The sequence below is a fragment of the Acinetobacter sp. YH01004 genome, from assembly GCF_013420455.1.
GTDB lineage: Bacteria > Pseudomonadota > Gammaproteobacteria > Pseudomonadales > Moraxellaceae > Acinetobacter > Acinetobacter towneri.
Map to the genome: position 1 here is coordinate 66,226 of NZ_VOXZ01000010.1, position 15,930 is coordinate 82,155.

General features: G+C 42.7%; 13 protein-coding genes and 1 riboswitch. Of the genes, 6 read left to right on the forward strand and 7 right to left on the reverse strand.

Annotated elements, in window-relative coordinates; genetic code table 11:
• Window positions 1–11: 11 nt before the first annotated feature.
• The 6 genes from glnE to FTT71_RS08535 all read right to left on the reverse strand — a co-directional run bounded on the left by glnE (window position 12) and on the right by FTT71_RS08535 (window position 7,680).
• The gene (gene glnE, locus FTT71_RS08510) at window positions 12–2,756 is read right to left on the reverse strand and encodes a bifunctional [glutamate--ammonia ligase]-adenylyl-L-tyrosine phosphorylase/[glutamate--ammonia-ligase] adenylyltransferase (RefSeq protein WP_004975073.1); all 2,745 of its coding nucleotides are present in this window, start codon (window positions 2,754–2,756) and stop codon (window positions 12–14) included.
• A gap of 176 nt (window positions 2,757–2,932) precedes the next feature.
• Window positions 2,933–3,739: an enoyl-ACP reductase gene (locus tag FTT71_RS08515; RefSeq protein WP_180160871.1), complete on the reverse strand. Its 807-nt coding sequence runs from the start codon at window positions 3,737–3,739 to the stop codon at window positions 2,933–2,935.
• Window positions 3,740–3,918: 179 nt separating this feature from the next.
• Window positions 3,919–4,911 carry a DUF2804 domain-containing protein gene (locus FTT71_RS08520; protein WP_004975070.1) on the reverse strand — a complete coding sequence of 331 codons (993 nt, stop codon included), beginning with the start codon at window positions 4,909–4,911 and terminating at the stop codon, window positions 3,919–3,921.
• Window positions 4,912–5,114: 203 nt separating this feature from the next.
• Complete coding sequence (locus FTT71_RS08525; protein ID WP_096901526.1) at window positions 5,115–5,636, reverse strand: DUF1543 domain-containing protein; 522 nt, start codon at window positions 5,634–5,636, stop codon at window positions 5,115–5,117.
• Window positions 5,637–5,810: 174 nt separating this feature from the next.
• Window positions 5,811–7,055 (reverse strand): tryptophan synthase subunit beta, encoded by a 1,245-nt coding sequence (gene trpB / locus FTT71_RS08530; protein ID WP_096901527.1) that lies wholly within the window; start codon window positions 7,053–7,055, stop codon window positions 5,811–5,813.
• A complete protein-coding gene (locus tag FTT71_RS08535) occupies window positions 7,027–7,680 on the reverse strand; it encodes a phosphoribosylanthranilate isomerase (RefSeq protein WP_168418572.1) in 654 nt (217 codons plus the stop codon). The genes trpB and FTT71_RS08535 overlap by 29 nt, the downstream gene beginning before the upstream one ends.
• A 192-nt stretch (window positions 7,681–7,872) precedes the next feature.
• Window positions 7,873–8,097: riboswitch (cobalamin riboswitch) on the forward strand.
• Window positions 8,098–8,132: 35 nt separating this feature from the next.
• Between FTT71_RS08535 and FTT71_RS08540 the strand changes: the two genes are divergently transcribed.
• The 6 genes from FTT71_RS08540 to FTT71_RS08565 all read left to right on the forward strand — a co-directional run bounded on the left by FTT71_RS08540 (window position 8,133) and on the right by FTT71_RS08565 (window position 15,123).
• Window positions 8,133–9,995 carry a TonB-dependent receptor domain-containing protein gene (locus tag FTT71_RS08540; RefSeq protein ID WP_168461641.1) on the forward strand — a complete coding sequence of 621 codons (1,863 nt, stop codon included), beginning with the start codon at window positions 8,133–8,135 and terminating at the stop codon, window positions 9,993–9,995.
• A 139-nt stretch (window positions 9,996–10,134) separates the two neighbouring features.
• Window positions 10,135–10,719, forward strand: coding sequence for a cob(I)yrinic acid a,c-diamide adenosyltransferase (locus tag FTT71_RS08545; RefSeq protein ID WP_180160872.1), 585 nt, complete (start codon window positions 10,135–10,137; stop codon window positions 10,717–10,719).
• A gap of 168 nt (window positions 10,720–10,887) precedes the next feature.
• Window positions 10,888–11,601, forward strand: coding sequence for a glycerophosphodiester phosphodiesterase (locus FTT71_RS08550; protein ID WP_180160873.1), 714 nt, complete (start codon window positions 10,888–10,890; stop codon window positions 11,599–11,601).
• Between the two features lie 291 nt (window positions 11,602–11,892).
• Complete coding sequence (locus tag FTT71_RS08555) at window positions 11,893–13,059, forward strand: acyl-CoA desaturase (RefSeq protein ID WP_168418568.1); 1,167 nt, start codon at window positions 11,893–11,895, stop codon at window positions 13,057–13,059.
• Between the two features lie 125 nt (window positions 13,060–13,184).
• Entirely contained in the window at window positions 13,185–14,630 is a 1,446-nt protein-coding gene (locus tag FTT71_RS08560; RefSeq protein WP_180160874.1) for a YdiU family protein, read from the forward strand.
• Between the two features lie 106 nt (window positions 14,631–14,736).
• Entirely contained in the window at window positions 14,737–15,123 is a 387-nt protein-coding gene (locus FTT71_RS08565; RefSeq protein WP_180160875.1) for an MmcQ/YjbR family DNA-binding protein, read from the forward strand.
• Window positions 15,124–15,231: 108 nt separating this feature from the next.
• On the opposite strand, the gene FTT71_RS08570 is transcribed toward FTT71_RS08565, so the two are convergent.
• A complete protein-coding gene (locus FTT71_RS08570; RefSeq protein WP_180160876.1) occupies window positions 15,232–15,918 on the reverse strand; it encodes a response regulator in 687 nt (228 codons plus the stop codon).
• Between the last annotated feature and the right edge of the window lie 12 nt (window positions 15,919–15,930).

A 15,930-nucleotide genomic window follows, 5' to 3' on the forward strand; every position in this document is an offset into this window, starting at 1 on the left:
CAATAGTCATTTTAATCCAACGCAGACATTGCAGTCGGATCAATTAATCTTTGCCATAACTTGCAAACGACCTCACGGGTATCGTACCAGTCCGCAGCATTGACTTGCATGGATTGATTTGCAAGGGCTAAGCGGTGGCTTTCGGCTCGTTCACGGAGATAAGCTTGAATCAATGCTGTCGCATCGTCGCTGGATAAGCAACCTGTTCTTGCGGCATCTTCAAGGATTCTTACGTTGTCGGAATAATGGGCGAGATCAGGATTCGACCCACTCCAGGCTAATACCGCATACTGTGCCATAAATTCGATATCAACGATACCACCTGCATCCTGTTTTAAATGAAAAATTCCATCTTTTTTTTGCTCTTTAGATGAACCCAAATGATCTTTCATTTTTTGACGCATTTTCAGCACTTCGCTGCGGACATAAGCTTCGTCACGCGGCTGGGTTAGAATCTGACAACGCAACACTTCAAACTTGTCACGTAAACATTGTTCGCCTGCAATACTGCGTGCACGAACCAAAGCCTGATGCTCCCACAGCCACGCACTTTTCAGTTGATATTGCTCGAAAGCGCGTAAACTGGTCACCAGTAAACCCGCATCTCCCGAAGGACGTAAACGGGTATCGACATCATAAACGCGACCATCTAAAGTTTGCGTGGTCATTAAAGATACAAATTTGCGTGCCACCCGCATGGCAAACTCAAAGCCACTGATCGGTTTAATGCCATCGGTATCGGCTTGTTCATCCATGTTGTGAATAAAAACCACGTCTAAATCTGAGCCGTAACCCAGTTCGATGCCACCCACTTTGCCATAACCAATAATGGCAAAAGCGTTATGCTCCAAACCACAGCGCTGTCCTTCACTGTCTAGCGGATAACCATGTTTTTTGACAATCATTTGATAGGCCAGTTGCAGGGCTGCATTTGCAGTCACTTCGGCAATATCAGTTAACGCATCTGACACTTTCATTAAGTGGCTTTCTGCCAGTACATCGCTGGCCGCAACTGTCAATACGTTGGATTTTTTGAATAAACGCAGCACCCGCATGAGGTCTTCAACTTCATCCAGTTCAATGCGCAGCAATTGTTGGCGTAAAGAATCTTCCAAATCACTGCGTTTTGGCAATTCAAAATCCATAGATAAAAATTCATCTAACAACACAGGATATTGCGTTAATTCTTCACAAATCCACGGGCTGACTGTGGCCATTTTTACCAAGCGTTGCAGTGCCCCCTTGCTTTCAATCAGCATGACCAAATACACGGTACGACGCAGAACAGATTCGACCAGTGGCATTAAACGCATCAATGCCATTTGTGGATTTTCTGACTGCAACACTGCTTCAATCAAGTGTGGCCAAAAGGTTTTTAAACGCTGTAAAGCTTTGGCGGTGAGTTTTTTAATGGCATGTCCATACCAGAACTCATGCACTAAATTTTTCGCTTGATCGTCTAGTACCGCATCGAGCTGTTTTTCTAGCTGACTGTAATTTTCCAGCAAAGAATCGGGTTCATTTTCTTTAATTAAATGCTCAAACTGATAAATGACTTTGACACGCTTTTCATTTAGGGTCTGCATAAAGCTGTCCCAATCGGCAAAGCCCAAAGTATCGCTAATGCGTGCGCGTAACTCAGGTTCAGTCGGTAAAGCTTGGCTTTGCTGATCATTCAAGGCTTGAATGGCATGTTCTACTCGACGCAGGAATAAATAGGCATCTTCCAAATCCAGTACGGCTTGTGGCTCTAGCAATTCAGCTTCACCCAAATGGCGCAAACTCACCAAACACTGGCGGTCTTGTAATTCTAGTTTTGAACCACCGTAAATCAGCTGAAAAACCTGCACAATAAATTCAACTTCACGAATACCGCCCGCGCCCAATTTAATATTGTCTTCAATATTACGACGCTGCACTTCGCGCTCAATCATGGCTTTCATTTCGCGCATGGCTTCAAAGGCGGTGTAATCGACATATTTGCGGAATACGAAAGGTCGGGTCATTTCCAGCAGTTCATAACCTTCTTGCCCACCTGTGATAATACGTGCCTTAATCCAAGCATAGCGTTCCCATTCGCGTCCATGCTGGCTTAAATATTTTTCCAGTGCGACATGGCTAATCGCCAAAGCCGAACCATCACCCCACGGACGTAAACGCATATCGACACGGAAAACAAAACCATCGGCGGTGATATGATCTAATAGATAGATCAGTTTTTGTCCCCATAAAATGCAGAATTGCTGCACTTCAATACACTTGCGTCCATTGGTTTCGCCTTGTTCATCAAAGGCAAAAATCAGGTCGATGTCGCTGGATAAATTCAGTTCCTGCGCACCATGTTTACCCATGGCGACCACAATCAGGTCTTGGACTTTGCCGTTATATCCCATCGGTTCGCCATGCTTGGCAACCAACGGAATCCGCGCAAAATCTTTGGCAACTTGCACACAAATATCGGCAAAGTCTGAAAGTTCCTGTGTCAACGTCACCACATCGGTGAGTTGGTTGGCATCTTGCCAAATCCAGCGGAACATTAAACGCGCGCGTAAAATTCGCAGGGTTTTCATCCACAAGGTTTCATCTTGAATGTCTTGTAAAGTCGAAATCACCAGTTGATGAATATAGTCTGCGCTCAGCGGTTTTAGAAATTGGTCAATTGCATAATCCTGCTGTAACAGGCTTTCGTGATTTGCCAAGACTTGTTCTGCATATTGACTGGCATGTAACGTTTTTTGCAATTGTTCCGCATTCATTTTTAAGACCTAAAACCCAGTTTTATTTTGAAATATTGTCAACCCATCTATTTATAGCAGCAGATGCGTCAAAGAAGAAAATAAAATTACAGCAATCTGCAAAATACCTCTTACTTAAAATGCAGCGATAAAAAAACCGAAGCCTAAACTTCGGTTTTATCTGCTTGATGCAATGCTTATTCAGCATCTAGCATTAATTCTGCGCTCATACCAACCGTGTTAAAACCTGCATCGACATACAGAATTTCACCAGTAATACCATTCGCCCATGGTGAGCAAAGGAATAATGCCGCATTACCAACATCTTCAATGGTCACGTTGCGTTTTAAAGGTGCAACTTTTTCATTGAGGTCTAACATTTTACGGAATGATTTAATGCCTGATGCGGCAAGCGTACGAATTGGGCCTGCAGAAATTGCATTCACGCGAATACCGTCAGCACCCAAGCTTGAAGCCAAGTAGCGTACACCTGCTTCTAAAGATGCTTTCGCCATACCCATGACGTTGTAGTTTGGCATCACACGCTCAGAACCTTGATAAGTCAAAGTCAATAAGCAACCTTGGCGTGCTTGTAATAATGGTTTTGCAGCACGTGCCATCGCAATAAAGCTATAAGCACTAATGTCATGCGCAACTTTGAAACCATCACGATCTGTAACATCGGTAAAGTCACCATCTAAAGTATGCGCAGGCGCAAAACCAATCGAGTGAACCAAACCATCCAAACCATCCCATTGCTTTGCCAAGTCAGCAAAAGCTTGCTCAATTTCTGCATCTACGCCTACATCGCAAGGCAATACAATGCTTGAGCCAAATTGTGCAGCGAAGTCATCAACACGTTTTTTGAGTTTTTCATTCGGATAAGTAAATGCTAATTCTGCACCTTCACGATGCAATGCTTCTGCAATACCAAATGCGATAGATAATTTACTTGCAATACCAGCAATTAAAAAACGCTTACCCGCCAAAAGACCTTGTGCCATGTGAAACTCACCTTGATATATTTCGCAGTATCATGCCAATTCTGAACGCATAGTGAAATTGCATAATGCGCCTTTTTTTGCCGTTTATGTAAAAACTCAATGGCGATTCAAGTGAGTGATAGATGACGTCACATGATGATCTGCAAGTGGTGACGTACAATCTTGGTTAAAAACTTGCCCTACCACTTGGCATAATGCTGTTCAAGCAAGCCGTATTCGTTTAACAAAATAATTTCGGTATCGTCTTGTTGAATAGTACCACTAATTTTAGCTTGCCATTGGCTGAACTGACTGCCGACTAGACGCAAATTCAGGTTTTCATAACGGCGCCAACCTGTGCTGACAGTTAAATTCAAACGATGATCCAGTGAGCGAATGCTCCACGAGCCATCATCCTCAGGTTGGAACAACACATCTGTTAAGGGATACAGCACGCCATTAATCCACAAACAGTTTTCGTTGCCAAAACTTTCATTCACACCAGAAGCCAGATTCAAGCCTACACGACGGTCTTCGGTATCCCAAAAGTTGCACGACAACCAAAACCATGCTGTTTCAGGGCGTAAAAAACCGCAGGTATCATCTAAAGAAGCAAAGGTGCGTTCATGGAATTGAATGGTTTGTCCTGTTTTATTAACAAAATAGCCTTCACAGCCGAGTGTGGTCAGTTTTTGGGTGTAAGTCCAACCATTAATACCTGTTGGGCTACACATACTTAGCGGGTCTGTGCCTGCACAAAATATCCGCGCACTGAGTTTAATTTCACCATATTTGGTCACGCGGATATAACGCACACCATTGGCATGTTGAATTTCAATTTGAAATGGCGATTTTTCAAAAAAACTTTGATTAAATAACGGTTGCTCATCTAAAACCGTATTACGCGATAAAAAATTAATCGCATTCCATTCCTGCACTTCGCCCGTCATGTGATTATAAATATAGACAAAACCGTGCCCTGCCCAAGCAATATCGGCAATCGCAAGCCCAATGGTATAGTGTTCGTGCTGAATACTACAAAATTTAAACTTTTTATATTTTAAGCGTTTACGCCAACCCGACAATACTTCACCATACGGTGATTTATATTGATAAGCCTGATAATCAATTTTTTTGGGAAGTTCACTAAAACGTCCATAATGCGGTTGTCCATTCGCCTGAATTAAATCCATTGAAGACATTCCCTATTGTCTAAAAACAATTCATCTTTGGTCGTATTATGCCTACAAATGCATGTACAAAAAACCCGCAGCTTATGATTTTGTTCAAAAAATTATAAAAGCATAGATTGTTTTACTATTTTAAGGCTTGAGCGTTCACTAAATATACAAAATATAAATTAATAGATATCTTCCCCTCAATATTCTGAAGGTATTTAAGCATCAGCATTCAAAGTCAGATAGGTATTTTCCCAACGATTGCCTGAAAATGAGCCTTCAACCAATTGCACATAGCGACCATGCACCTGATCTATCGCAATACAATCATCTACCTCTAAGACCCGATCGGTATGTTGTTTTTGCCAGTGCTGGGCAAAATAGGCTTTACCACGCTGTTTTGCCACCATTGGATTTTGCGCCACCACCAGTACATAACGATGTAACTCGCCAAACTCACGCGGGTCATATCCACCCAAATTAATTAAATACAGTCGGTTTTCTGCCTGATTCGGCTGTGCATCGGTAAATTTTAAATAGTAGGATTTACCTTCAAACTCAACACCATTAATTTGCGCCCATGCGTCAATATGTAAACCTTTCGGCTCTGCAAACCAAGCCTGCTTGAGTTGCGGATAGGTCTGTTCTAAAGAATCACCTACCGCAAGTACCACATCATGCACTTCAGTATTGGCTCGCGCATGACGCCCGCCTAACATCACGATAAATAAACTGGGCATATCCGACTCCTACGCAAATTTCCTAAGCATGATGGCTTTTAAGGTTGATGCTTTTTAAGCATGATTGTTTAAAGTAGCGAGAATTTTTCAATCCTCCAAATAAAAAATCGTGCCGAATTGCTTCAGCACGATTGAATTGAAATGTAGCATGCTTTATTTCAAGCAGCTTGCGATTTACATATCGACCATTTCCACGCCATCAATGCGGGCAACAGTCATTAAGTCTTTATCACCACGACCTGAAACAGTCGCAATAATGATTTGGTCTTTATCCATCGTTGGTGCAAGCTTGCTTACATAAGCCATAGCATGCGAGCTTTCTAAAGCAGGAATAATCCCTTCAATGCGGGTTAAATCACGGAAACCTTGCAAGGCTTCTTGGTCATTGATTGGCACGTAATCGACACGGTGCATATCTTTCAGGAAGCTGTGCTCTGGCCCTACACCTGGGTAATCTAGACCTGCAGAAATAGAATGTGTTTCAATGATCTGACCTTGCGCATCCGACATTAAATAAGTACGGTTGCCGTGCAATACGCCTACGTGTCCAGCATTCAATGGCGCAGAGTGCTTGCCTGTTTCAATGCCCAAGCCCGCAGCTTCAACACCGTACATTTTCACTTCGGCATCATTCAAGAATGGATAGAACAAGCCCATTGCATTGGAACCACCACCGACACACGCCACAAGTGCGTCAGGTAAACGACCTGCCTGCTCTTGAATTTGACGACGTGCTTCACGACCAATAATAGATTGGAAATCACGTACCAATTGTGGATACGGATGTGGGCCTGCCACAGTACCAATCACATAATACGTTGAATCGACATTGGTCACCCAGTCACGCATAGCTTCGTTCATGGCATCTTTTAAGGTTTTAGAGCCACTTTCTACAGGTACAACAGTTGCCCCGAGTAAGCGCATGCGGTACACGTTCATGGCCTGACGTTTGACGTCTTCTGCACCCATGAACACTACGCACTCTAAACCTAAGCGGGCTGCAATCGTTGCGGTTGCCACACCATGCTGACCAGCGCCTGTTTCGGCAATAATGCGTTTTTTACCAGACAACTTTGCCAGTAATGCCTGACCAATGGTGTTATTCACTTTATGTGAGCCTGTATGGTTCAGGTCTTCACGCTTTAAGTAAATTTGCGCACCACCTAACTCTTTAGACCATCGCTCAGCATAATACAAAGGACTAGGACGACCTACATAGTAGGCGAGATCGCGGTCGAATTCTGCCAAAAACTGCGGATCATCTTTCATGCGGAAATACAATTTTTCTAAGTCTTGTAAAGCCGCCATCAGCGTTTCTGACACAAAACGTCCGCCATGGATCCCAAAATGCCCTTTTGCATCTGGGAACTGGGTATAGTCAATCACTGGATTATTGTGATTTGTACTTTGCTGATCCACGTTGGACTCCTTGCATGAAGTGTTCTATGAGTTGTTGGTCTTTAATACCTTTTGCAGACTCTACCCCGCCACTAACATCAACGGCATAGGCTTGGGTGGTCTGAATTGCATCTTCAATATTGGCAGGGTTTAAACCACCCGCCAATATTAAAGGAATATCGAGTTTGGGGAATTTTGACCAGTCAAAACTGTGTCCTGTTCCACCTTTCAGCTCAGGATGCCACGCATCTAATAATACTGCGCTTGCACCTGCTTGTTGATAGCTTTTTATCGCATCCAATACATTTAAATCAGGTTTGACCTGTATGGCTTTGTACCATCTGCGTCCGACTTGCTGTGCTATTTGCTGACATTGCAATGGTGTTTCATCACCATGAAATTGCAGAATATCTAAAGGCACTTGTTTTAGTACTGCGGCTATGTCGTCTGCACTGGCATTTACAAACAAGCCAACCACTTGCACATAAGCGGGTATGTGTTGCACAAGGTTTTCTGCTTCAGCAATGCTGACATTACGAGGACTCAGTGGATAAAACACCAAGCCAATTGCATCTGCACCCGCATGCACAACACTGTTTATATCTTGAATTCGCGTGATTCCGCAAATTTTGGCACGGGTACGCATCGTTTTGGACTCTAATCCTGATTTTCAATTTTCATTTTGCTGATCTTGCTGTGCGTGACTTTTAAATTGTCTGTTCACACTAACAAAATCAGATATTGGGGCGAATCATTGTAATGCAATTTTAAGGGGTTGAGTGAAGTTCAGGCGGATTATTCTGCATTTCCGTTGTTTAAATGGCATACAGACTTTATACTTCGCGCAAATGCAACGAGTCCTAGCTTTGAGCTTTAGGGAAGTTGGTGAAAGTCCAACACTGCCCCCGCAACGGTAACCATGAAACGTATATCAATTTAAATCTTATGATTTACACCACTGTATGAACAATATGGGAAGGTGGATATACAGCGAAGCAATCATAAATTAGAAGATGCTTGGCACATTGAAGTCCGGAGACCTGCTTGTTGTGCCCTTAACTCAATCATTCACGTGGGGTGAATGTATGGAGCAAAGTCATGTCTACACTTTTTCAGCCTACTGCTTTAGTGGGCGCAATTGCGCTTGCAATGGGTTTTTCAACTTCAGTTTTTGCAACTGAGTCACAAGATCAAGCTGTGGTGAATGCTGCTTTAGATACACTTGTAGTGACAGCAACACGTTCAGAAGAAAAAATTGGTAATGTACCTGCGCGGATTAATGTAATTGGTACAGGTCAAATTGAGCAATCACCAATTGCCTCTTTCCCACAACTGATGATGACCGATGCTTCTATCAATATGGTGCAGTCTGGTGGTTATGGTCAAATTGCCTCTTTATTTATGCGAGGCACCGAGTCAGACCATACCTTGGTGCTCCGTGATGGCGTGCGTTTAAATAACGATGCTAGTGGTCTAGCATCTAACAGCTTTATTGATACCACTGAAATTAAACAGATTGAGATTTTAAAAGGTCCAGCATCTGTCCTGTATGGTAGCAACGCCATTGGTGGCGTGGTACAAATGATTACCAAAACCCCAAGTAAAAACTCAGCATTTGTCTCTGCCGAAGTGGGTGAAAACAGTACCTATAAAACCATTTTAGGGCTAGATGCTGTAGAAAATGGCTTTTATGCTCAACTGCGTGGGCAACGTCTTGAAACCGATGGCACTAACATTTTTGATTATGAAGGTGCAGAGCCTTCAAGCTATGATCAAAAAGGATTTTCGGGCAAATTTGGGTATGTAAGTGATACCTTGGATATATCTCTTGAACATTCTGAAAATGAAGGGCGCTCACAGTACGAAAACTATAGTTGGACGACTTATGCCTATAGCCCACGTGCACATGACTTTTTAAACCAAGTCACGACTTTGAGCACTCGTTATCAAGCCAGTAAAAATACTGAACTCAAAGCGCGTGTATCACATTTTAAAGATGTATTAACGCAATTGAATGTGGCAGAAGAAACCACCTTTGTGTCTGACGAATATGACCTCAGTGTGCGTCAAAACCTTACCGCTCATCAAAACCTTACACTTGGTGTTAACCATAAAGCCTTAGATACGGAAACCCATAAACCATCAGATTCATTTCAAGAACAATCGGACAGCTCAGGCTATTATGCACAGCACCAATTACAGACCGACAAACTAAAAACCCAAATCGGTGTGCGTATTGAAGATAACGAAAAATATGGTTCTCATACCGTGGGGCAAGCAGCAGCTCGCTACTTCTTTAAGCCTCATGTCAGTATATACAGCAATATTGGTTCCGCATTTAAAGCCCCAACCATGAATGACTTATATTATGGTTACTATGCCAATCCTGAACTCAAACCTGAAGACAGCTTATCTTATGAAGTTGGTGCAGATTGGCAGATGGGTTCCGCTTGGCGCAGTGGCCTATCGGTCTATCGCACTGAAATTGATAACTTGATTGATAGTGACCCAGCCAACGGATGGAAGCTTGCCAACATTGATGAAGCGACCATTGATGGTGCCGAAGTTTATCTACACTTTAATCAAGATCAATGGTTTGCAAAAACCAGTTATAGCTATAGCAAAGCCACCAATGATGCATCAGGCGAAGACTTAAGCCGTCGCCCACGTCAAAAAATTGCTTTATCGCTAGGTTTGGCTGAAGAAGTGTATGGTTTATCTGCAACACTTACCGCCAGTAGCCGTTCAGACAGCAGTGCCTACGATGAAGATAGCATTCCTGGTCATATGCAAATTGATTTGCATGGTTATTACAATGCCAATCCATATATCAAATTGTTCTTTAACATTCAAAATGCTGGCGATGTAAACTATAAAATGGCTTCTGCAGGTAACTCTGATGGTCAGTATTACCTCAGTGGCGGTCGCCTCGCTTCAGCAGGTGTAACTTTCCGCTACTAAAACCCGCATAACAACAAAAACTTTAAAACAGCGCAGTTTATGGATAATGTAATGACCGACATTATCCTTTTTTATTGCGCCAACTTTTATTTCTTACGACCAAGTAAACGCAACTTTCACTTTCAAACAAGGAACGATCATGGGCCACCGTTTAAGCAAAATCTACACCCGCACAGGCGACTCAGGCACAACAGGGCTTGGCGATGGCTCACGTGTTACCAAAGACGACTTACGCATTCATGCACTGGGCGATGTCGATGAACTCAATGCCTGCATAGGCGTTTTGCGCTCACAAATTACACATAGCAACATTCAAGACAAAAACACTTGGGACAAATCGCTCAGCCTGATTCAGCACTGGCTATTCGATTTAGGCGGTGAAGTCTGTATCCCCAATTACCATCTCGTACAACCACTTGCGATTGAGTTCCTAGAACAAGACATTGACCGCATGAATGAAAGCCTGCCAATGCTCAAAGAATTTATTCTGCCTGCAGGTACATTGGCATGCAGTTATGCACATCAAGCCCGTGCCGTATGTCGTCGTGCAGAACGTAGTTTAATGACCGTACACAACCGTGATCAAAATATTCAGGCACCATCTTTGCAATTACTGAACCGACTGTCTGACTGGCTATTTGTGGCATCTCGCAGCTTGCAACGTGCCGAAAGAGGCAGCGAAGTGTTATGGCAAAAGAACATCAACGACAGTATTGGTAACTGACATCACACTCTAGAATCGGAAACTAAAATAAAGCCCTGATTTTGCATCTAAAAAATCACGTCGGATGCTGCTTGAAATTTCACACCATCCGACCAAAATAAGAAATGTCATCTCTTTGTCACGTCGTACTTGCAAAATGAAAGCAAACTTTCAATTCATGGGCACATTATGCGCATAATTGGTCATCGTGGTGCGCGTGGCGAAGCGCCTGAAAACACACTCGGTGGTTTTGAATATATTCAAAATATTGGCATTCGAGCGGTTGAGTTTGATGTGCGTCAACTCAAAGACAATGCCTTAGTGGTTATGCATGATGATCAATTCATTCGCACCACAGGACAAGACAAAGCACTGTATGAATGTAGTCTGGAAGATTTAAACCATTACAATCATGCGGTGATGTGGTCGGACTGGAATAAAGTCGAAACCACGCCCCTACTCAATCAAACCATGACCATTATTCAAAATTTTGATCATATTGAAGTAGAAGTCAAAGCGGTCAACTCGCATGCCGCTGCCGAAAAAATTACCCAAAGTTTAGAGCAACATTTGAAGGGTTTTGAACACAACGCCATCATCACCAGTTTTGATCCTAAAATTCATTGGGCATTACAACAACAAGAATCACGCTTTAAACGTGGTTTGTTGGTAGAAGATGATTTGCAATACCAAGCCATTGATCAAGCTTTAGCATTAGGGTGTTGCCAAATTGGCTGGATGAACGAACTCGCCACCGATGCCCTCATTCAAGCCACCCAACAGGCAAAACTGAATATTAGTGTTTGGACAGTCAATCAAATTGAACGCGCCAAACAACTTAAAGATTTGGGTGTTCAGGGTCTAATTACCGATTATCCAAAACTAATGATGCAACACTTGTAAAGTGCAGGCTAAGCGCATATATATGTTTAAATAACCGATTTTCTGTGCAGGTTTGGCTGTCATACCGCACATTTTCGTAAAAACCTACAAATACCATTATATTCTGTTACCACCCAGTACAATACAACTGTACAATAATGCTGTGATCGTGAATACGCTCATGCTAATATGCGAAAAAATTAATCCCTATAAACTTTAATACTATGATCATTTCCTTCGGGCAGATCATGATTTTATAACGGATTAAGCGTCTACTTATACCTCCCAAAGGTTCTAGGAGTGCTGTTGGAGATGAATGCTCCCTTACCCAAAGCCCCAATCAACTGGATTGCCATCTTTGCACTGGTTTTCTTACCTATTGTTGCCGTGATTGCAATTCCTTGGTATGCCTATCACCATGATTTTAGCTTAGCCGCTTGGATCAGTATGTTTGTATTACTTGGCGTAAGTAGCTTGGGTATTACAGCAGGTTATCATCGTTTATGGGCACACCGTGCCTACGAAGCTACGCTTCCTTTAAAAATTCTTTTGATGATTATGGGGACTTTTGCCGTTCAGAACAGTATTTTGTTCTGGGGTTCAGGTCACCGTACCCATCACCGCCATGTTGATGATGTCGAAAAAGACCCATATTCAATCAACAATGGTTTTTGGTTTGCGCACATGGGCTGGATGTTGCGTGACTACCCTGCCGCAGAGCCAAACTTTAAAAATGCGCCAGATTTGTTAAATGACAAATTGGTGATGTTCCAGCACAAATATTACGTGCCAATGGTAATTGCAGTGCATGTTGGCATTTTAGTGCCAATTGGCTGGGCTGTAGGCGATATGTGGGGTGTGTTGCTATTGGGCGGTTTAATGCGTCTGATTTTAAGCCACCATGTCACTTTCTTTATTAACTCACTGTGCCACATGTGGGGTTCGCGTCCATACACTGACGAAAACACTGCGCGTGACAACTTCTGGTTAGCCATTGCCACTTGGGGCGAGGGTTATCATAACTATCACCATATTTTCCAGTATGATTATCGTAATGGCGTAAAATGGTGGCAATATGACCCAACTAAATGGTTAATTTGGACATGCTCTAAGTTAGGTTTAGCTAAAAATTTACGTCGTATTCCAAGCTTTAATATTAAAAAAGCAGAGTTGGCAATGCGCTTTAAATACGCAGAGCAAGACTTGGCAGTTTATGGCCACAATGTGAATGATGACATTGTGCAAGTGAAAAGCCGTATTGCGCAAGAATATGATGCATTTACCCAAACGTTAAATGATTGGGCAAAATTAAAAGAGCAAGAAATTCAAGCGAAAAAAGCGTCAATGGCTGAAAAAATCCACCAAATGGATGACAAACTCAAAGTTGAATTCCAGTTGGTTGAGCAGCGTCTTTCACACCATCGTGAAACATTGAATTTGCTGATGCGTAACCTGAAAAAGAATCCAGTATCGCAATAAGAACAGCGTTCTGATACTCCGCTAAAGCCCTGAACAGTTCAGGGCTTTATGCATTTTTAGACTACAGTTTTTAAAGCCCAAGTTTGCTATAGTGAACCTCACTTTGTGCCAAATGCTCCCTCACTATGCAATTTAATCCACGTTATCCCACACTGCCCGCTCGCCTTTATCATCAACAGCTGCCTTTACCATTAAAAGGTGCTAAAGCAGGACACTTTAACGCAGCATTGGCAAATGCGCTGCAATGGAGTAGCGAGGAACAGCAGCACTGGGTAGAAATTTGCAGCGGCCAAACCACATTTCCGGAATTTCCACCTTTAGCAATGGTGTATGCAGGACATCAATTTGGACAATGGGCTGGCCAATTGGGAGATGGGCGAGGCTTACTGATTGCACAAGTGCTAGACACACAACAACGTACCATCGACCTACATTTAAAAGGTGCTGGGGCAACGCCTTATTCACGTATGGGCGATGGCCGTGCGGTTTTGCGTTCTGTGATTCGTGAATATTTGGCGGGGCATGCACTCAATGCACTTGGTGTACCTTCGAGCAATGCGGTGGGATTCACTTCATCTACACAAGGCGTACAACGTGAAAAACTAGAGCTTGGCGCCATGTTATTACGCACCTCTGACTGTCATATTCGTTTAGGTCATTTTGAATGGATCAATCAGTATCAACCCGAACTACTACCTGAATTTGTGCAAAAATGTATTGAATGGCATTACCCTGAATGCTTGACTGCCGAACAGCCTGTACTCGCCTTTGCCACCCAAGTCATTCAGCGCACAGCAGTGATGATTGCGAAATGGCAATTGGTCGGTTTTGCGCACGGCGTGATGAATACCGATAATTTAAATATTACTGGCTCTACTTTAGATTTTGGCCCTTATGGTTTTATGGAGCGTTTTCGCCCGAACTGGATCAATAACCATTCGGACTACCAAGGGCGCTATACCTACCAACAACAACCGAGCGTAGCGCACTGGAACTTATGGGTCTGGCTAAATAATTTAATTCCACTTGAGCAAAACCAAGATCAGAAAGAACACTGGAAACATGCACTGGCAGCATGTTTAGAACATTTTGAACCAACTTTTTTAGAACATTACAAACTCGGCTTGTGTGAAAAAATGGGGCTGCCAAGCTTCCATAAAGACAGTTTTGACTGTGCAACCAATTTCTTACACATTTTGCAAAGTGAGCAACTGGATTACACCCAAAGTTTTATCCGCCTACAAAATAAACAATACACAGAAATATTGGATGATTGTTTAGATCGTCGTCAGTGGGAAAGCTTTTTGGCACAGTATTTACAGATTCGTGAACATCAAGATACTGATGCTTTAGATGCCGCCATGCAACAGGCCAACCCGCACTATATTTTACGCAATCACATGGCACAAAAGGCAATTGAGCAGGCAGAACGCGATGATTTTTCAGAAGTTGAGCGTTTATTTACCTTGCTCAGCCAACCGTATAGCAAACAGCCTGAGTTAGAACAGCCTGAAGATTTAGCACCCTTGCCAAGTGATGTACCCGAAGTGATGGTGAGCTGCTCATCTTAGTGCTATTTTTAAGCAATAGGACGTTTAAAACTCCAGCAAAGTTATACACATTTTCTGTGGATAAAGATGTGGTTATCCACAGGATAAACGTTTAAGGTGAAGATGAATGGCACAAACACAGAAATCACTGCATCAACTTGCTGCCAATATCGCAGAAAAATTACCAGAAGTGAGCTTAAGTGAGCCTTTTGGCGATGGCTGTTTAGTGCATAAGGTATTTGATAAAGTGTTTATGCTGAGTCTGTATTTAAATGGTCATGCCATCATCAATCTAAAAGTTCAGCCTGAACATGGTGCCATGCTACGCGATTTCTATCCGTATATCCGTGCAGGTTGGCACATGAACAAACAGCACTGGATTTCAATTTTTGCAGATGAGGACTTAGATGCACAACTGGTGCAAGATTTGGTCTTAAATTCTTATGAGCTGGTAGTCGCAAAATTAAAGAAAGTAGAAAGACAACGGATTGAGCTTTTGCGTAGTGCAACTTGAGTCAATAAAAATTTTTTAAAGCTATTTGCTCTGCACTTTTTCAACATAATATCTAACTAAGAAAACAAAAGCGAATCTTCCAAGATTCGCTTTTTCTATACCTGAGACTTACTCTTCTGGGTACTCAAAGCGATAACCTACACCATACACAGCCTGAATCCACTCATGTCTATTACCTGTTTCGGCAGCTTCAGTAATTTTACGGCGCAAGTTTTTAATGTGGCTATCGATCACCCGATCTGCCACTTCAAAACTGTCAGGGTTAATATGATCTAACAATTGCGCACGTGAATACACCTGCCCAACATGCTCTAAAAACAATTCCAATAAACGGAATTCGGTTGGGGTCAAATTTAAGGTTTTTTGCTGATACCAAATGCGCTGCTGCGCTTTATCCATACGGAATAAATCATTGCTTTCGGGTTCAACTTTACGTTCCAAACGGCGCAACACCGCTTGTACACGTGCTACCAACTCTTTCGGGCTAAAAGGCTTACACACATAGTCATCTGCGCCCATGTTTAGACCTAGTACCCGATCAATTTCTTCAGTACGTGCTGTGACCATAATAATAGGCACATCGGACTGTTCACGCACTTTGCGGCAAATGGTCAAACCATCCATACGCGGTACCATTAAATCTAAAATCATCAAGCTCGGTTTACGCTGCAAAAAGCTGTCATAAGCTTCTTGCCCATCATGAAACATACTGACTTCAAAACCAGCAGCTTCTAAATAATCTCGCACCAATTGGGCAAGTTCAATTTCATCTTCAACCAGCAAGATATGTTTCATGCACGATTCCTT